This window comes from Pelodictyon luteolum DSM 273 (assembly GCF_000012485.1).
Classification (GTDB): Bacteria; Bacteroidota; Chlorobiia; order Chlorobiales; family Chlorobiaceae; genus Chlorobium; species Chlorobium luteolum.
In genome coordinates, this window is sequence record NC_007512.1 from 1028224 (window position 1) to 1045865 (window position 17642).

General features: G+C 59.7%; 21 protein-coding genes and 1 tRNA gene. 13 read left to right on the forward strand and 9 right to left on the reverse strand.

The annotated features are described in order from the left end of the window. Positions 1-879 (forward strand): SWIM zinc finger family protein, encoded by an 879-nt coding sequence (locus tag PLUT_RS04725; protein ID WP_011357639.1) that lies wholly within the window; start codon positions 1-3, stop codon positions 877-879. Between the two features lie 255 nt (positions 880-1134). On the opposite strand, the gene PLUT_RS04730 is transcribed toward PLUT_RS04725, so the two are convergent. Next, positions 1135-1211: transfer RNA gene (locus PLUT_RS04730), tRNA-Val, on the reverse strand. Between the two features lie 81 nt (positions 1212-1292). Between PLUT_RS04730 and PLUT_RS04735 the strand changes: the two genes are divergently transcribed. The 4 genes from PLUT_RS04735 to PLUT_RS04750 all read left to right on the forward strand — a co-directional run bounded on the left by PLUT_RS04735 (position 1293) and on the right by PLUT_RS04750 (position 3766). Further along, positions 1293-1562, forward strand: coding sequence for a hypothetical protein (locus tag PLUT_RS04735; RefSeq protein WP_011357640.1), 270 nt, complete (start codon positions 1293-1295; stop codon positions 1560-1562). 222 nt (positions 1563-1784) lie between these two features. Next, entirely contained in the window at positions 1785-2639 is an 855-nt protein-coding gene (locus PLUT_RS04740) for a bifunctional methionine sulfoxide reductase B/A protein (RefSeq protein ID WP_011357641.1), read from the forward strand. A gap of 150 nt (positions 2640-2789) precedes the next feature. Beyond that, positions 2790-3401 (forward strand): DUF134 domain-containing protein, encoded by a 612-nt coding sequence (locus tag PLUT_RS04745; protein ID WP_011357642.1) that lies wholly within the window; start codon positions 2790-2792, stop codon positions 3399-3401. Continuing rightward, positions 3398-3766 carry a NifB/NifX family molybdenum-iron cluster-binding protein gene (locus PLUT_RS04750; RefSeq protein ID WP_011357643.1) on the forward strand — a complete coding sequence of 123 codons (369 nt, stop codon included), beginning with the start codon at positions 3398-3400 and terminating at the stop codon, positions 3764-3766. The genes PLUT_RS04745 and PLUT_RS04750 overlap by 4 nt, the downstream gene beginning before the upstream one ends. 18 nt (positions 3767-3784) lie before the next feature. Here PLUT_RS04750 and zupT read toward each other — a convergent pair whose 3' ends face one another. Genes zupT through chlG form a run of 4 tightly spaced genes read right to left on the reverse strand, consistent with a single transcriptional unit; the run spans position 3785 to position 6685 of the window. Further along, on the reverse strand, positions 3785-4585 hold the full coding sequence (gene zupT, locus PLUT_RS04755) for a zinc transporter ZupT (RefSeq protein ID WP_011357644.1): 801 nt from the start codon (positions 4583-4585) through the stop codon (positions 3785-3787). Continuing rightward, on the reverse strand, positions 4582-5151 hold the full coding sequence (locus PLUT_RS04760; RefSeq protein ID WP_011357645.1) for a TIGR00730 family Rossman fold protein: 570 nt from the start codon (positions 5149-5151) through the stop codon (positions 4582-4584). Before PLUT_RS04760 ends, zupT begins: the two co-directional genes overlap by 4 nt. After that, a complete protein-coding gene (locus PLUT_RS04765; protein ID WP_011357646.1) occupies positions 5148-5786 on the reverse strand; it encodes a glycosyltransferase family 2 protein in 639 nt (212 codons plus the stop codon). The genes PLUT_RS04760 and PLUT_RS04765 overlap by 4 nt, the downstream gene beginning before the upstream one ends. Further along, on the reverse strand, positions 5783-6685 hold the full coding sequence (chlG, locus tag PLUT_RS04770) for a chlorophyll synthase ChlG (protein ID WP_011357647.1): 903 nt from the start codon (positions 6683-6685) through the stop codon (positions 5783-5785). Before chlG ends, PLUT_RS04765 begins: the two co-directional genes overlap by 4 nt. A gap of 182 nt (positions 6686-6867) precedes the next feature. Here chlG and PLUT_RS04775 point away from each other — a divergent pair, with 182 nt between their 5' ends. The 6 genes from PLUT_RS04775 to PLUT_RS04800 all read left to right on the forward strand — a co-directional run bounded on the left by PLUT_RS04775 (position 6868) and on the right by PLUT_RS04800 (position 10285). Next, entirely contained in the window at positions 6868-7350 is a 483-nt protein-coding gene (locus PLUT_RS04775; RefSeq protein WP_041464079.1) for a hypothetical protein, read from the forward strand. 50 nt (positions 7351-7400) lie between these two features. Continuing rightward, on the forward strand, positions 7401-7916 hold the full coding sequence (locus tag PLUT_RS04780; protein WP_011357649.1) for a GNAT family N-acetyltransferase: 516 nt from the start codon (positions 7401-7403) through the stop codon (positions 7914-7916). Between the two features lie 32 nt (positions 7917-7948). Beyond that, positions 7949-8578, forward strand: a complete 630-nt coding sequence (locus PLUT_RS04785; RefSeq protein WP_011357650.1) for a LysE family translocator — start codon at positions 7949-7951, stop codon at positions 8576-8578. Positions 8579-8758: 180 nt separating this feature from the next. Continuing rightward, a complete protein-coding gene (locus PLUT_RS04790; RefSeq protein WP_011357651.1) occupies positions 8759-8983 on the forward strand; it encodes a type II toxin-antitoxin system Phd/YefM family antitoxin in 225 nt (74 codons plus the stop codon). A 91-nt stretch (positions 8984-9074) separates the two neighbouring features. After that, entirely contained in the window at positions 9075-9980 is a 906-nt protein-coding gene (locus tag PLUT_RS04795) for a D-alanyl-D-alanine carboxypeptidase family protein (RefSeq protein ID WP_011357652.1), read from the forward strand. Next, positions 9953-10285, forward strand: a complete 333-nt coding sequence (locus tag PLUT_RS04800; RefSeq protein ID WP_238974626.1) for a Dabb family protein — start codon at positions 9953-9955, stop codon at positions 10283-10285. Before PLUT_RS04795 ends, PLUT_RS04800 begins: the two co-directional genes overlap by 28 nt. A gap of 163 nt (positions 10286-10448) precedes the next feature. Here PLUT_RS04800 and PLUT_RS04805 read toward each other — a convergent pair whose 3' ends face one another. After that, complete coding sequence (locus PLUT_RS04805; RefSeq protein WP_011357654.1) at positions 10449-10799, reverse strand: DUF2934 domain-containing protein; 351 nt, start codon at positions 10797-10799, stop codon at positions 10449-10451. 230 nt (positions 10800-11029) lie between these two features. Here PLUT_RS04805 and PLUT_RS04810 point away from each other — a divergent pair, with 230 nt between their 5' ends. Beyond that, positions 11030-12904: a chloride channel protein gene (locus PLUT_RS04810; RefSeq protein ID WP_011357655.1), complete on the forward strand. Its 1875-nt coding sequence runs from the start codon at positions 11030-11032 to the stop codon at positions 12902-12904. 139 nt (positions 12905-13043) lie between these two features. Beyond that, positions 13044-13955: a damage-control phosphatase ARMT1 family protein gene (locus PLUT_RS04815; RefSeq protein ID WP_041463809.1), complete on the forward strand. Its 912-nt coding sequence runs from the start codon at positions 13044-13046 to the stop codon at positions 13953-13955. 27 nt (positions 13956-13982) lie between these two features. Here the strand turns inward: PLUT_RS04815 and PLUT_RS04820 are convergent, their stop codons facing one another. The 3 genes from PLUT_RS04820 to PLUT_RS04830 are packed head-to-tail and all read right to left on the reverse strand — an operon-like array spanning position 13983 to position 17541. Beyond that, positions 13983-15002 (reverse strand): ABC transporter permease, encoded by a 1020-nt coding sequence (locus PLUT_RS04820; RefSeq protein ID WP_011357657.1) that lies wholly within the window; start codon positions 15000-15002, stop codon positions 13983-13985. An 11-nt stretch (positions 15003-15013) separates the two neighbouring features. Continuing rightward, positions 15014-16555, reverse strand: coding sequence for an ABC transporter ATP-binding protein (locus tag PLUT_RS04825; RefSeq protein ID WP_041463810.1), 1542 nt, complete (start codon positions 16553-16555; stop codon positions 15014-15016). Positions 16556-16584: 29 nt separating this feature from the next. Beyond that, positions 16585-17541: a zinc-dependent alcohol dehydrogenase gene (locus PLUT_RS04830; protein WP_011357659.1), complete on the reverse strand. Its 957-nt coding sequence runs from the start codon at positions 17539-17541 to the stop codon at positions 16585-16587. Positions 17542-17642: the final 101 nt, after the last annotated feature.

Genomic DNA, 17642 nt, shown 5'->3' on the forward strand with positions numbered 1-17642 from the left:
ATGGCTTCTTACGGCTGGTACAAACCCTCTGTTCCGAAAAAGGTCGATAACGGAATCAAGGCAGTGAACAAGCGGGGTGCGTTTGGGCGCGAGTGGTGGGGAAAAGAGTGGATCATGCGGCTCGAGCGTTTCAACGACAGTGCACGCCTTGCCCGTGGGCGTGCCTATGCCCGCAAGGGGCAGGTGACCGGACTCTCCGTCACATCTAGCGGTGTTACAGCGAAAGTCCAGGGTTCACGGACGAGGCCCTACAGCGTATCAATACGGCTCACGCCATACTCGGAGGAAGAATATCAGCGACTTCTCGGGGTGCTCGGCCTTCAACCCGTTCTTGTGGCCCGCATGCTTGGCAAAGAGATGCCTGAAGCGATTGCCGGCATCTGCCGCAAAGAGGGGCTGCCGCTTTTTCCTGCATCTTTCCGCGATATTGAAGCATCCTGCTCCTGTCCCGACCATGCGGTTCCCTGCAAGCATCTTGCCGCCGTGTTTTATCTGCTTGCCGAAGCATTCGACCGGGACCCGTTTCTGCTTTTCACCCTCAGGGGCGTCGAAAAGGATGCGCTTTTCAAAGCACTTGGCGGAACCCTTTCTCCTGAACCGGCACCGGAAAGCAAAAGAAAGAAGAAGATTGCCGAACCGCTGCCGCCGGACCCTGAATCCTTCTGGCACGCCGCAGCGGACCTGTCGCGGTTGCCTGCACTTTGCCATGAAGAGGTCAATCTGCCGGCAGTACTGGTACGTCGTCTCGGTCCGGTTCCGTTCTGGCGCTCCAAAATGAATTTTATTGCGGAAATGGAGGTGATGTATGAAAGCGCATCCTCCTGCATTGGCGACATAAGGCTGCAGTCAGAGGCAGCGGAGGCGGAGTCCCGGGGATGATGCAGTGCATGCGTGATGACTTCTTTGTCCCTTCTATGCGGGATGTGTTCCGGACCTGCCCCCGAAGTCACCCCCGAAGGTACCCCCGAAGGTATCTGGCGCGTTCTACGGTCAGGATGCCGGCACTATGGGAATTGAGGGAATTATCCCGATATTAAAAGCATGAACAGGAATTCAGCGACATTTTTTCTGCCCTGTTTCTGTCAGGCTGTTTTCGGGATAATCCGGGGAACGAGAGAGTGATGGGTGGTGGGGTGGTGGGCAATAGTGGATTCGAACCACTGACCTCTTGCGTGTGAAGCAAGCGCTCTAACCAACTGAGCTAATTGCCCTTTTTCTGAATACAGTCCGTTAAGGTAATGATTGCAGGTGATTTGTCAAAACGATGGGCTTAACTAAAATCATGGCTTCATATGGAACTGAACCTTTCTGAACTCCACCTTCCGGAGCCCAACCTGAAGAACGTCGTGGGGGCAGCCGGTACAGCACTGCTGCTGCCTCTCGGCATGCCGGTCGTGCACGGTCTTGCCGGCATTGCCATCGCAGGCCTCGGCATCTTCGCCGCCGGTACCGCCGTCTCGAAAGTCGCCGGTGCGCTCGGCGGCAGCAGGGAGCCGGCCCCGGCACCGGCACCCGCTGCAGAAGAGGGGAGTCTGGAGGACCGGCTGAACTCGCCCTTCTGAAAAGAACGCTGCAGGGAACGCTCTTCCTCCCTCTGTGGTTGGATGCTGTTGACTGTGTCTCAGGTATTCTCAATCAACAGCATCCGGCTGATGTCCCTGTCGCGATTCTTCCTCCTGTGGAGCATCCCGCTCCTGCTACTTTCCGTACTCGGAGGGTGCAGGGGGGTGGACGATCCATCGCTGGACGTGCAGGCGGCAGCCGGTCAAGAACAGGAGTGCCCCATGCCATACAATCCACTCAGCCCAGACGAGGAACAGGTTATCGTCCACAAGGGCACGGAAATGCCGTTCACCGGGAAATACTACCTGAACAAGGAGGAGGGTGTATACCGCTGCCGCCGCTGCGATGCCCCGCTCTTCCGCTCCGGCGACAAGTTCCAGTCAGGCACGGGATGGCCGAGTTTTGACGACGCGATTGAAGGCGCGGTGCGTCAGGTGCCGGATGCGGACGGCAGAAGGACGGAAATCGTCTGCAATACCTGCGGTGCGCACCTCGGCCATGTGTTTTTCGGCGAGTCCATGACCCCGAAAAACGTCCGCCACTGCGTGAACTCCCTCTCGCTTGATTTCCAGCCGGCAGCTCCCGCGCCGCAGGCCCTCCAGACCGCCGTGTTTGCCGGAGGCTGTTTCTGGGGGGTTGAGCACCAGCTCGCAAAACTGAACGGTGTGCACTCCGTGGTCTCCGGCTATACCGGAGGCACCAAAGAGAACCCGACCTACCGGGAGGTGTGCAGCGGCACGACCGGGCATGCCGAAGCGGTCGAGGTTACCTATGACCCTGCAGTGGTGGATTACCAAACCCTTGCCCGGCTCTTTTTCGAGATCCACGACCCTACAGAGCTGAACCGCCAGGGGCCCGACATCGGCACCCAGTACCGTTCCGCCGTGTTCTACCGGGATGAGGAACAGCGCCGGGTGGCCCTGGAGCTCATCGGGAAGCTCAAAGAGAAGGGATACAAGGTCGTGACCACCGTCGAGAAAGCGGGCCCGTTCTATCCTGCAGAGCAGTACCACCAGGATTACTACCAAAAAAGCGGCCACGAACCCTATTGCCATATCTACCAGAAGCGCTTCTGAGCAGTTCCGCCAGCGGCAAGCCGCGTGCGCACGCTCTCTTGCATAAACATGGAGCCATCTGCTTGACAGGTGGCTTTTTTTATGCTATGTTATTAGCATATGCCAATAATTTAGTTGGTGCAGAGAGTTCAACACAATGGAGGTCGTGGTATGCCGAGACCCATGAAGTGCCGCAAAATCGGGTGTAATCCCGACTATCTCTCGTTCAGGCCGGCGGGCATTCCGCCCGGTGAGCTGGAGGGAATCGAGATGTCGTTCGACGAGCTCGAGGCGATACGGCTTGCCGACTATCTCGGACTCTACCAGGAGGAGGCGGCGGGCCGTATGCACGTCTCGCGCCAGACGTTCGGCAACATTCTCTCCTCGGCCCGAAAGAAAGTGGGGGAGATGCTGGTGTCGGGAAAGCAGTTAACCATAACAGGAGGATCGATCATGATGACGGAAAAAAGGACGTTCAGGTGTGCTTCATGCAGCCATGAGTGGAGCCTTGAGCACGGCGTGCAGCGCCCTCAGGCCTGCCCCTCATGCGGGAGCGACAACATTCACCGCAGTTCGCCGGGTGGCGGGTTCGGCGGAGGCCGTGCGGGTGGAGGTCGGTGCCGAGGGCTTCGTACCGGTCTCAACCGCAGCGGTCAGGGGGAGGGTCTCGGTCAGGGGCTCGGTCAGGGGCTCGGCCGGGGAGCCGGGGCTGTGCATGACCACGACCACAGCCATGACCATGGAAACGGCGGCAGGCAGGAGAGTGAAGGAGGTGCAGCGTGAAAGCGGTACTACCCCTCAACGAGAACGCCGGCATGGAGTCGGCGATGTGCGAACATTTCGGCAGCGCGCCCTTTTTTGCGGTTGCCGACACCTTGGCCGGCACTGCCGAGATCATCCGGAACCCGAACAGTGAGCATGTGCACGGACAGTGTACCCCTGCCGACGCATTTGCCGGTATGGGTGCTGAAGTCGTGATCTGCAATGGCATCGGCGCCCGTGCGGCCTCGAAGATGCAGGCCCAGGGCATCAGTGTCTACCTTGCGGATCTTTCGCCGTCGCTAGGCCATGCCCTCAAGCGGTTTATGGCGGGGGAGCTGGTGAGGGTCCGTGCAGATCAGGCATGCCAGGGCCACGACTGCCACTGAAGGTTCAATGTTCAGGGCTCAGGTGAGCAGCAGCAGGCTCAGCGCCATCACGGCCATGCCGGCTATGAGGCCGGTTATGGCCAGGTGGTGCTCTCCGTACTCCTCGGCGGAGGGCAGCAGCTCGTCGAGGGAGATATAGACCATGATGCCCGACACCGAGGCTAGAACGATACCGAGAACGAACGGCGTAAGGAACGGTCTGAGGAGGGTATAGCCGACGAGTGCTCCGAGCGGTTCGGCAAGGCCGGAGAGGAACGAGAGGCTGAAGGCCCGTTTCCGGCTTTTCGTGGCAAAATAGATCGGAACGGCGACCGCCATTCCCTCCGGGATGTTGTGCAGGGCGATGGTGGATGCGATGACGATGCCGAGCTCCTGGTTCGAGAGCGCACTGAAAAATACTGCCATGCCTTCCGGAAAGTTGTGTATGGCGATGGCCGCCGCCGTGAAGATCCCCATCCGGTGGAGTCTGGTATCGCTTTTTTCCGCGTCGGTCATGGGGCCGATCATGGACATTTCATGGGGGTTTTCGAAGCTCGGGACCATCTGGTCGATCGCCCATGTGAAGAGCATCCCGCCGAAAAACGAGATCGTCGATACCCAGGCTCCCGCCTTTGCTGAAAGACCCGCCGAGAGCGCCTCCTGTGACTGCGGGATGATTTCCATGAACGAGACATAGAGCATGATCCCCGCCGAAAAGCCCAGCGAAAGAGCCAGGAACCGCTTGTTCGTATGCCGGACGGCAAGCGCCATGGCGCTGCCGATGCCGGTTGAGAGGCCAGCCAGAAGGGTGAGGAGAAGCGCTGCCTGGAAATTGCTCATTGCGGCATTCCTTCCGGAGAGGGTTCCATGGAGGTAAGGAGTGCGGCCGCCTCTTCGGTGGTATCACAGACCGTATAGTACCCGAGATAGCCCTCCGGGACCATGCCCTCGGCGGCAATCTGGCGGAAAAAGCCCAGCAGCGTATTCCAGAACCCGTTCAGGTTCAGGAGCACGATGGGTTTGCGGTGGTGGCCGAGATGGCGCCAGGTGATGACTTCAATCAGCTCGTCAAGGGTGCCGAACCCTCCGGGAAGCACCAGATAGGCATCACCCCACTCGGCAAGCTTCATTTTCCTCTCATGCATTGTTTCGACGACGAGGAGTTCCGAGAGCCCCTGGTGGGCGACCTCCCGCTCTTCAAGGAAGCGGGGTATGACACCCTTCACCCGCCCTTTGTTCTCCATCACGGCATCGGCGATGCAGCCCATAAGCCCAACCTTTCCCCCGCCGAAGACCAGTTCGATGCCATGCAGGGCAAATGTTCTGCCGAGGGATGCCGCAGCCTCGAAATACTCCCGGGGAGCGTTGTTGCTGGAGCTGCAGTAGACGGTGACTGATCGGTTCATGGTTTCTTGTACTGGAGGGTTATGCTGTCCGGTGACTGCCTGTAGACGTAGGTCTCGGGGGACTCGATGCACATTCTCTTCCATCTCCCTCCGGCCCGTTCCCAGAGGTCGGTATCTTCGGCATAGTCGAGCCCCCGGAACCCCTCAAGGTCCAGAAACACCTCCCTCCGGCCGAAGAACGTTCCGCCGAGTATGCACCCTCTGACATCAATCAGCTTGTCCGGGTTGTGGCGGTCACGGACCATGGTGCCCTCCGGGCATTGGAAGCCTCCGGTGACGAGGTCCGGGGCGCCGGGGCTCTGCATGAGCGCCATGCGGCTTCCAAGGTGGTCGGAAAGGTAGATGTCGTCGGAATCGAGGAAGGTGACGTAGCGGCCGAATGCGGCCTGGATGCCGGCATTCCTCGACAGCGGTGCTTTGCGGTTGCTGTGCTTCATGTAGCGGATGGCCGGGTATGCTGCAAGCCATGGGCTGAGGGCCTGGAATGTGCCGTCGGTGCTTCCGTCGTCGACGACGATGAGCTCCCAGCCGGAGTAAGTCTGGCGGGTAAGGCTTTCAATGGCTTCGCCGATGAGGGTGGCGCGGTTGAACGTCGCCATCACGACCGATACCGCCGGCAGGGGATCGAACCTCATGGTTTCGCGGCCTTTATGGCCAGAGCGCAGACCAGCATGCCGGCTACAAGGAAGTTCTGTGCGATGGCGTTGTAGCGGACATCGAATCCGGTCGGGTTCTTTACCAGCGGGAACTGCAGGATGAGCTGCGGGATGATGAGAAGGAGGGTGAGGGCCGAAAACATCGGCTCGCCGATCCAGAACATGTAGAGGGCGGCTAGAAGCTGGCCGAGGTTTATGAGGACGGCGGCAATCCCTGCGGCCTTGCGTTCCCCGAAGACGACCGGCAGTGTTCGTATGCCCGCCAGGCGGTCTCCTTCCATGGACTTGAAGTCGTTGATGGTCATGGTGCCGGTGCTCGACAGGGTGAAGAGGCCTGCTACGATCAGCGACGGGGCGAGCGCCGTTATGGTGAGGGTTCCGTGGTAGGCGATATGGCCTGCCATCCAGGGGATGATGAGGTAGGAGACGGCAACGATGATGTTGCCGGCCCAGAGGCGCTTTTTCAGCTTGATCGGGTTGGCGCTGTAGAGGTGCGCGTTGACGATGCCGATGATGACGTAGAGGCCGATGAGGGGGTGGATGAGCCATCCTGCCGCAACCGAAAGAAGGGACCATATGGCGATGAGCCATGTGGCGCTCCTGAGCGAGATCGAACCGCCGGGAATGGGGCGGTCTGGTTCGTTGATTTCATCAAGGTCGCGGTCGAAATAGTCGTTGAGCATCTGGCAGGTGCCGCTGGCCAGAGGGCCGGTGAGCAGCATGCCGAGAATGAATCTGCTGCCCGTCAGGTCCTGCCAGCCGAATGCTCCGCTTGCCACGGCGCCGCACAGGAAACTCCACATGACCGGAATCCAGGTGACCGGTTTAAGGAAGCGGATGATGAGAGCGGCTTTTTCAAGGGGCTGGGATCGGAACATTGACTCCCTGTGAACTGTGGTTTGAAGAATGACGGACCGGCATAAAATACTACGAAAAATGCAAAAACGGGAACAGGATGGGGGAAAACTATGGTTGGTATTCGTACATTTTCATTCCTTCAGGCCGCTCACTTCCGGATTACCTGGCGCCCGGCCGAACCTCAGGACACAGGAGCGACAGCATGGCCCGTCCCAGACTCTTTCAGGAGATGAAAAAGACCTTCCTCCTGCACGCCATTGCAGCACATTTCAGCAACGGGCTCATTCCTGCAGCCGTCCTGTACCTTTTTCTCTCCATCGGGACCGGCAATGTTTTTTTCGAGCACACGGTCCTGCATCTCATCCTCGTGACCCTTTTTGCCGTTCCCGTTTCGTTCTTCTCCGGCATGAACGACTGGAAGACGAAGTTCCGGGGAGCCAAGGCTCCTATCTTCATCAAAAAGCTGATCCTTGCAGGACTGCTCTTCTTCCTCTGCATCGCGGCGCTCACCATCCGCCTTGCCCATCCTGACGTGATGACTGAAGGCGGGCTCCTCTCCCGTACATACGCCGGGATGCTCCTGGCTATGCTGCCTGTAGTGACCCTGCTCGGCCACTACGGCCGCAAGCTGTCCTCTCAGCTGTGTCCGCCCGGCAAGCCGGCATCGCCGGACAACCCGTACTGACAGCCAATGAGCCGCACAGGAACCCCCAATGAACTTCACATGAACATCACATGACCATTGAGAACATCCTCCTCTGTCCGCTCGGGGAAGGCGACGGGGCGGAGGTGCTCGACATCTTCAACCCGTATACGACGAGCGGTTTTGCCGCCTATACCGACACGCCCCTCCCGGAGGATGCAGCTCTGTCGTTCATCCAGCCCTCGGCCGGTTACCCGGCATGTATGGCCCGGACACTTGATGGGGGATACGCCGTGGGGTTCGGCATGCTCCGTCCCTACAGCCCCCTCCCGGCGTTCAGCCGGACGGCAGAGCTGACCATGTTCCTTCGTGACGGCTGGACGGGCCGGGGCATCGGAACCCTCGTACTCCTGCATCTGGCCGGGGAAGCCGTCCCGATGGGCATTACAACCATCCTTGCCTCCATCTCTTCGCTGAACCCCGCGAGCATCCGGTTCCATCAGAAGAACGGATTCCGGGAGTGCGGACGGCTTGAGGGGGTGGGGGAGAAGTTCGGCCGCCCGTTCGACGTCGTATACTGCCAGAAAGAGCTGCCGCCCATTTCCTGAACTGCTTTCCCCTACCCCTGACCCAGCCGGCCATGATCCATACGACGCTTCTCCCGGTGTTTATTTCCGCTTCGGTGCTGCTCGCCCTCTCTCCCGGTCCCGACAACCTCTTCGTCGTGACCCAGTCCGCACGCCGCGGCTGGCGTTCCGGATTCATCCTCACCCTCGGGCTCTGTACGGGACTGGTCTTCCACACCCTTTCCGTCGCTTTCGGTCTCGCCGCCCTCATCCGGGGCTCCCTCCCGGTCTTCACCCTTCTGAAAGCCGCCGGCGCTCTCTATCTGCTTTTTCTCGCCTACAGGGCGCTCACCTCGAAGTGCGGGCCTGATGATGCCGGCGGGGCTTCGCCGGCCATCCCGCCCGTCAGGCTCTACCGGAGAGGGATCGTGATGAACATCACGAACCCCAAGGTCTCGCTGTTCTTTCTCGCCTTCCTTCCGCAGTTCGCCGATCCAGAGAGCGGTCCGCTCGTGCCGCAGTTCCTCCTCCTCGGACTGATCTTCATCGCAGCCACCCTCCCCGTCTTCACCCTCTTAAGCCTCATTGCCGGTCATGCCGGAGGACGGCTCCGCCGGTCTGAGCGAGCACAAAGGATCACCGGCCGCCTTTCGGCTCTCCTGTACATCGGCCTTGCCCTGCGCCTCGCCCTCGGGGAGCGCTGAGGCCGGCAGTGCGGCGCGATCTCTGCCCTGCCTCAAGAAAAGAGGCGGGGCGGTTCTTTTCCTTTTGCGGTCTGTACATTATTATGTACAATGGAGTGTACATAATAATGTATTAAAATAATGTGCTGGCGCTAATGTGCTGGCGCTAACAGTATTGACAACAGGGCAGGTTTCAAGGGTATGGAATGGATCAATGTTGAGGAGGATATCCGGCCGCTGTCGGAGTTCCGGGCGCATGCGGCCTCATTCGTCGATCATGTGAAGAGGACGCGGAGGCCACTTGTCCTGACGCAGCATGGCAAAAGCGCTGCAGTGCTGCTTGATGTGCGGGAGTACCAGCGGCTGGTGCTCTCTGCCGGAGGCGGCATGCCGGCGTCGGCTGGAGGAAAAGTGCCACCTCTGTAGCCGCGGAGAACGAATTTTATACAGCAGATGTTTTGAAACCCGCGATGATTTTACGATACTTTACATTCTCATCTAAAATGGAGGGATTCTGATGAAGCGGTTCGGGTTGAGTCTTGCGGCTCTCTTCTTTGCTGCACTGGTATCGCAGCTTTCCTTCTCCTCCCCTGCTGAAGCGTCGAGGCCCCCTGTCATCGACTCCTATATCGTGAAGGATCTCGGGTATTCCCGGGTCTTCATGCAGAAAGACACCTCACGGCTCATCAGGCCGGCAAGCCTCACCAAGATCCTCACCGCGGTCATAGCGCTCGAGAGCGGAAAGCTCGACCAGGTAGTGGTCATCTCCCCTGAAGCAACCGGGGTGGAGCCTACCAAAGCCGGGTTCCGCCCCGGCGACAGGATCCTGCTTCTGGATCTTGTGAAAGCCTCCATGGTCAACTCCAGCAATGACGCCGCCTTCGCCATCGCCATCCACCTCAGCGGCAGTGTCGAAAAGTTCGTCAGGGCCATGAACTACCGGGCCCGTGCCATCGGCATGAAGAGCTCCACCTTCACGAACCCCGCAGGGTTCGATACCGGCCGCTACACCGGCAACTATTCAACGGCAGAGGACCTGCTCGCGCTGACGGAGTATGCCATCCACAATCCGCTTTTCAATGAGATCACCATGCTGGAATCCATCGTGGTCCGTGATAAACGCTCCGGCAGGTATTACCTTCTCAGGACCCATAACAAACTGCTTGCACGCTATCCCTATGCCGTCGGCATCAAGACGGGGTTCACCCGCAGCGCAGGCAAGTGCCTCATCGCCCGTGCCCGCAAAGAGAACCGCGACATGCTGCTCGTCATGCTCAATGCAAAGGGCGACCGCTGGACGATGGCCGAAGAGATGTTCGAAAAAGCGTTTGCCGCTCCCGCCTCATCCCTGAGCCGGTATGCAGACGCGGATGGTACGGTTCAGGGCGGATCGGAATGGATGCATGGCGGGAGGATCGAGTGATGGTGCGCCATGTCGTCATGTGGCGTCTGAAGGAAGATGCCGGCGGAAAAGGACGGAAGGAGTATGCGGCGATGCTTGCCGGGGAGCTTGAGGGCCTCGGGGGACTCATTCCCGGCATTCTCTCAATCCAGGCCGGCGTGGACCACGGTTGCCCCGGGGAGGGATTTGACCTGGTGCTTGTTTCCGACTTCCCGGACTGGGATGCGCTTGAGGCCTATCAGCTCCATCCGGAGCATGAGCGGGTACGCGCCCTTGTAGCCGGTGCGGCTGCTTCTCGTGCCGTTGTCGATTACCAAATCAGCTGACGCCCGGCCTGGCTTCTCATCCCGGACTGCTCTTCTTGCCGAAGACCGATAGAGCGCAGTGCGGCTTTTTTCTCTGTGCGGGGGGGAGGTAAAAAAAAGAGGCTGTCTCAGCACTACGTCTGTGGCAGCCTCCAGTACTGTTTGTATGACCGGAAGGGGGGATTCAGTCGGTCAGCGAGTCTTCTGCTTCAATCCAGTCGTCGATATGCGATCCCGGCTGGCATCCTTTCTGCTCCCAGCGGTAGTAGGCTGCAATCCTGATCTGCTCCGCGCGGACCTCGGGGGAGACAGCTTTTGCGGATTTTGTTTTCTTGGCGGCAGCCTTCGGTTTTGCTGCGGCTTTGGCGGGGGCTTTTTTCACTGCTGCCGCTTTCTTTGCCGGTTCGGCTTTCCCTGCGGGTTCAGCTTTTTTTGCCGGTGCGGGTTTCTTTGCAGCTGCTTTTGCAGGAGCTTTCACTGCTGTTTTTTTTGCCGGAGTTTTCTCGGCTGCTTTTTCAGTCGTTTTTTTAGCCATGATGGTGTGAGTGCTTGAGAATTGCCGTTGTATGTTGCTGAGCTCTCTTTTTTCAGTCCGTCATCCCGATTGGTGAAGCGGGCCGGATATGGAATTAATTTTCTGAAGATACGAAATAATCTTGTATAGGGAGATTCAGTGCGTTATTTTTTTCAACACTGTAACCTCCTCCGGGACTTGTTGTTGCTCTGGTTGCGGGCAGGTATTTCCATCAAGGTCAGCGGGTGCACATGAATCGGTCCAATAAAGGCAAGCGGAACTGGAAAAGGAACCTGCGGGTTTTTTTCTATGCCGTCCTGCGCAAAAGCCGATACCTGAAGGGCAACCACAGGACTTTTTTCCGCCTCTCGCTCGACGCCCTGCTGGTACAGCTCAACCTGAACCAGGATTTCCCCTTTCTTTTCGTTGCCATCTTTGTCGGCCTTACGACCGGCTACGTGGCCGTCATGTTCCATGACGCCATTCTGCTGCTCAGCTCCTTTCTGTTCGGCACGGCTGAGGTGTTGCCGGCCAACTGGCGTTATTTCCTCATTCCCTTCATTCCCGCTCTCGGCGGTCTGGTGGTGGGTCTCTACAATGCCTATGTGGTCAAGAGCCGTCCCGGCCACGGCCTTGCCTCGGTCATCAAGGCCGTGGCACAGAACAACGGAGTGATCGGCAGGCGCCACTGGATCCACAAGACGTTCACCTCCGTCATGAGTATCGGTACGGGAGGCGGCGGCGGCAGGGAAGCGCCGATTCTCCAGGTCGGTGCGGCCATCGGTTCGACCGTCGGCCAGATGCTTAAGTTTTCTCCCGACAGGACGAGGACGCTGCTCGGCTGCGGAGCGGCCGCCGGTCTTGCCGCGGTGTTCAACGCCCCCATCGGCGGCGTGATGTTTGCCATCGAGGTGATCCTCGGCGACTTCAGCGTCAAGACCTTCAGCCCCATCGTCGTCGCCGCTGTCGTCGGCACCGTCCTCTCCCGCAGCTTTCTCGGGAGCTCTCCGACCTTCCAGGTTCCGCCCTACACCCTTGTCTCCAACCTTGAACTGCCGCTCTACTTCATCCTCGGGGTGCTGGCCGGTCTGTCGGCGGTGCTCTTCATCAAAACCTACTACTCCATCGAGGAGTGGTTCAACCGCATCGAAAAACGCTTCGGCCTTCCCGTCTGGGCCGTTCCGGCCATCGGCGGACTCGGCTGCGGCCTCATCTGCATGTGGCTGCCGGGTCTCTACGGGTTCAGCTATGCCGTTGTCGACAGTGCGCTGAGGGGCGAGGAGACCTGGACCGGCATGATCAGCGTCTACCTTTTGAAGCCGGTCGTTGCCGGCCTCAGTGTCGGTTCGGGCGGTTCGGGCGGCATGTTCGCCCCTGCCATGAAAATGGGCGCCATGCTTGGCGGCATGTTCGGAAAGCTCGTCAACATGCTGGTGCCCGGCATGACGGCCGCCTCCGGCGCGTATGCCCTTGTCGGCATGGGGGCCCTGACGGCCGGCATCATGCGGGCCCCGATGACCGTCATCCTCATCCTTTTTGAAGTGACGGGCCAGTACGAGATCGTGCTGCCCATCATGTTTGCCGCTGTGACCTCGGCCCTCATCGCACGGCTGGCGTATCGTCACTCCATGGAGACCTATGTGCTGGAGAAAGAGGGTGTGCGGGTCGGCTACGGCATCGCGCTGTCGGTTGCCGAGAACATCAGCGTGCTTGATGTGATGCGCACCGACTTCATCAAGTTCAATGACGTGACGAGGGTAGAAAAGGTGCTGGAGGTCTTCCACAGCACTCCCGAATCGAACTTCCTCGTCACTAATGACGAAAACCAGTTCGTGGGGATGATCCGTCTTGAGGAGATGAGCATCATTCTGCGTGACGGCATGTTCGCAGGGCTGATTGCCGAGGACGTCATGAAAAAAGAGGTCCCGGTGCTCTACGACTCCTCGAAGCTCGATGAAGCCCTGAAGTTCTTCGAGGTCGCCGATTATACCAACGTGCTTCCCGTCATTTCAAAGCGCTCCGGCAAGCTGCTCGGCATCGTCCGGCAGGAAGAAGCGTTCTCCTACTACCGCAAGCAGATGAACCTCTATGGTTCAGACGGCGCTGATCCCTCCCGGTCGGCATGATCTCCACTCCTCCGATGCCGCCCCCTGTACCCTTTTCTGATCTATGGCCTCCCCATCCGGCAGTGCTACCGTCCGGCAGTACCCCCATCCGGCAGTACGCCCATCCGGCAGTACCCTAACCCGTAAAGACTTTCTACCTATGGACCACAAGAGAAGTATCCCCCCGGCATGCTATCCCTGTCTTTTCCAGCAGCTCCACTCCCTGGTGAAGATCACGGGGATGCATGAGGCGGACGGCAAAAGGCTCTTTGAGCACTCAATGCGCCAACTGCTTGAAACCGGAGGGGAGGGCATTGTCGTGCAGCATGTCGTAAGGAGCGCTACCGACCTGGCCGCTGCATTGATGGACATGGGGGGCATGGGTGAGGATGAGTACGATCCCTATCGGGCGATCAAGCAGCGTTCGAACGATCTGGCACTGACGTATGCCGGGGAGTTCCGCCGGAAGATCCTGGAGGCCCCGGACCAGCTTGCCTATGGCGTGCTGATTGCCGCAGCGGGCAACATCATCGATTTCGGTGCCAAACAGCACGGATCGCTGGATGTGGAGGCCGAACTCAGGAGCCTTGACCTGCATGAATTCGGCCGCTTTGATTTCCAGGAGTTTTCCTCACGCCTCGCTACGACGAGGCGGCTGCTCTACATCTGCGATAATGCCGGAGAGATTGTCTTCGACAGGCTTTTCATCGAGATCCTGAAACGCACGTATCCGGAACTTGACGTTACCTGTGCGGTGAGGGAGCGCCCGGTCATCAACGATGCTGTGGCCAGTGATGCCCTTTACATAGGCCTTGACGAAGTCGCCCGGGTGGTCTCATCCGGCAGTGTGTATCCCGGTACCCTGACTGAAGAGACTTCGCCCCTATTCAGGCAGCTGTTCAGGGACGCGGACCTCATCATTTCAAAAGGACAGGGCAATTTTGAAACCCTTCATGCCGAAGCCGATCGGCGTATGTTTTTCATCCTCCGGATCAAGTGCGATCCTGTTGCCGTGCTCTCGGGCGTTGCCAAAGGTGCGCTGGTCCTCATGCAGGGGGGTGGAGGCATGTAACGAAGGGGTTAGGCAGGAAGGGCCTGCCTATCGTTTCCCGAGCGCCGTGAACGCCACGACGAAGATGATTGTCACGGCTTCCATCACCATGAAGATGTCTTTCGGCACATAGGCGTTCACCGCCAGCCCGCCGTATTCCAGAAAAGCCAGGAAGCCGGCCGAAACCACCAGCCAGAGCGGATGTGCACCGGCAAGCAGTGCCGCCGCAATCCCTGTGAACCCGGCGCCCCCGGTCATTCCGGCTTCGTAGAAATGTTTATAGCCGAGCACCAGGTTGGCTGCAGCGAGCCCTGCCGCGGCACCGCCGAGCGCCATGGCCGCCATGACATGCCGTTCAGGCTGTATGCCCGCATGCCGGGCTGCTTCAGGCCGCAGCCCCGCAGCGCGCATTTCGAACCCGAACCGTGTTTTGAAGATGAGCAGGTAGAAGATGAGGGCGGCCGCGAGGGCGAGGAACAGGGACGGGTTCGCGGGTGCATTCCTGAACCAGCCGCCGAGAGCAGAGAATGTCGGGATGATGGCGGAGCCGGCAATCGGCGCCGTATGGACGGTGGAGGGAAGGGCAAAGTGACGGGTAAGCAGATATCCTGCGATGCCTTCGGCGATGAAGTTCAGCATGATGGTCGAGATCACTTCGCTGACCCCGAACCGTGTTTTCAGGAGTGCGGCCATGGCGGCCCAGAGTGCTCCGGCCGTCATGGCGGCAAGGATGCACGCCGATACCGATACCGGAGACGCGAGCCCCGCGGGCAGCAGTGCTCCCGTTACGGCGGCCGCAAATGCCCCCATGAGGAGCTGTCCCTGCGCCCCGATGTTGAAGAGGCGGAGCCGGAAGGGGAGTGCTACGGCAAGCGCGGTACAGATGAGCGTGGTGGTGCGGAACAGCACCTGCCCCTGTCCGTAGGGTGAGGTGAGGGTCGCATGGAGCATTTTCGAGAAGATCATGCCGGGATCGCGTCCCGAGAGGGCTATGATGCAGGCGTTCAAAAGGAGAGCCGCCAGTACGGAGACGAGGGGGACGAGCATCGTCCGGGTTGAGGGTTTCATGGGGGGGGCGGTCAGGTGATGTGAAGCCCGATTTCTCTATGGAACAGAATGCCCTCGGTACGTTTCCTGGCGGTCTCCTCCATGCCGAATTCGTGGCGGATGGTGCCGCGGTAGAGGCAGCCGATGCGGGTTGAGAGGGCGGTGAGTTCCTCGAGTTCTGTTGATATGAGGAGAATGGCCATTCCCGCCCGGCGTGCTTCGAGGATCTTCGGGTGGATGGACTCTATGGCTCCGATGTCGACCCCGCGGGTGGGCTGGGCGAGGATGAGGAGTGAAATTCCCGGCCGCGTGAGTTCGCGGGCGACCACCACTTTCTGCTGGTTGCCGCCGGAGAGTGACAGGAGCGGCTGAAACTCGGGGTCGGGGCAGCGGATGTCGTACTCCTTGACGAGTCGCGCCGTGCATGCTTCGATGGCCGCTTTGCTGAAGCCCGGGCCCCGATGGAACGCTTTTTCCCGGTGCCGTCCGAGGATGAGGTTCAGCGATACGGGAAACTCTCCGACCACGGCGTCGCGAAGGCGGTTTTCGGGCACCTGCGACAGGCCGAGGCCCGAGATCTCATCCGGCCGGAGTCCTGATAGCGGAACGCCCTTGAGGAGGACCTCGCCGCTGGTGACGCAGCCGTGAGGCACATGCCCCCCGAGTACCTGAAGGAGTTCGGCCTGCCCGTTACCCTCAACCCCGGCAATGCCGTAGATCTCGCCGGCACGTATCGTGAAGCTGAGCCCCCGGAGCTTTTCTGCGCCTTTCGGCAGACGAAACCGGAGGTCCCGGACTTCAAGCACCCTTTCCCGGGGCTCGTGCGCCGGGTTTTCGAGCTGCAGCGAAACGCTTCTGCCTACCATCATTTCCGCCAGTTCCTGACGCGAGACACTCCCGGCCGGCATGGTGCCGACGATCCGGCCTTTCTGCATGACGCTGAGCGTGTCGGCTACGCTGAGCACTTCGTCGAGCTTGTGGGTGATGAGGATGATGGTGCGGCCTTTTGCCGAGAGAGCGCGGAGGGTGTCGAACAGCCGCCCGGTCTCCTGCGGGGTCAGCACTGCGGTGGGTTCGTCCAGGATCATGATGGATGCATCGCGCAAAAGGAGCTTCAGCAGCTCCACCCGCTGTTCTTCGCCTACGCTGAGATCCCCGCAGCGTGCGTCGGGATCGACCTCGAGCCCGTAGGCTTCGGCGCACCCCCTGACCATGGAGCGGATTTTCTGTTTCGGTACCGGGCTGAGGAGCCTACTCTGTTCGTGACCGAGCATGATGTTTTCGGCAACGGTGAGCTCTGGGACCAGCATGAAATGCTGGTGGAGCATGCCGATACCGGCTTTTATGGCCTGGCGCGGGGATGCAAACACAGCAGGGCGTCCCTTGATGAAGAGCGTGCCCGATGCCGGGCGACAGAGTCCCGCGATGATTTTCATGAGGGTGCTTTTGCCGGCGCCGTTTTCCCCGACGACGGCATGGATGGAGCCTTCACCGATTTCGAGGCTCACATTGTCCACCGCCGTGATGCCCCCGAACCGCATCGTCATCCCCTGTACCCCTACTGCTGCTGCCATAGTGACTATCGTTGGTGCCGTTGTGGTTCCTACAGCCAGACGAGGACCGTCTTGATCGATTCCTTGCTGTCGAGCGCCGTACGGTAGGCACGCTCGTATTCTGCAACGGGGAAGATGTTGGTGAAGAACTTCTCGCTGTCGATGGTGCCGGCTTCAAGTTCCCGGACAGCCCGCTCCATCTGTTCAAGCGTCGTGATGCTCGAGCAGATGATGACCGGCTCTTTGTGCTGGAGAAGGCGGTAGTCGTAGGCCATTACTTCATAGCTGCCCATGAGCAGGATTTTTGCCTGCTGCTGCATAAGGCGGGCGGCTTTTTCCACAAGGAGGATCCTTCCGGTGGTTTCAACAACAAGGTCGTACTTGCCGTTGAACTCCCCGGTGAAGTCGCCGATGTCGAGCGCGATGTGTTCGGCATGGGAGAGCTGGCCGCGGACGGCGAAGGTTTCGACAGCGTCGATTGATGTGACGCCGAGGCGGTGGAGGTACTCGACCACCATCAGGCCGACTGAGCCGAGCCCGAGCACCAGCACTCTTGAGTCAGCGCTCACACCCGCTTTATCGATGCCGCTTATCGCATAGGCGAGTAGTCCCGTCAGGAGGTCGCGGTGTATCGGCGCACGGCCGAGGGGGAGCAGGTTTTCACGTGCTGTCGGGATCACCTCGGCGTGGCATCCGTAATAGGGTTCCACTCCGGTCCATCGGTCTCCTTTGAAGGCATAGACGAAGTCGCCGGGGTGGAGGTCGCTGACTTCCGCTCCTACCGAGAGAACCTGTCCGATGGCTTCGCTGCCGGGCAGGAGGGGGTAGTTCAGTACCCTGCTGGAAACCGGCTTGTTGGTAAGGAGCAGGCGGTCAAGACCAGGAGTGATGGTGCTTGCGATGGTTTTCACCATGACGTCCCGGGGGCCCGAGGCATCGTATGCGGTGTGCTGGAGCTTCAGCTTGTTTGCTTTCTGGAGGACGAGTGCTTTTGCGGTTCCCTGCATGAGGATGGATTGGCTGCGTTCTTGGTTGACGGTACCATTGCAAGCGTAAGGTACGAAAAGCCGGAGCGCCCGTCAACTGACGTCCGCACCGGGGGGGTACG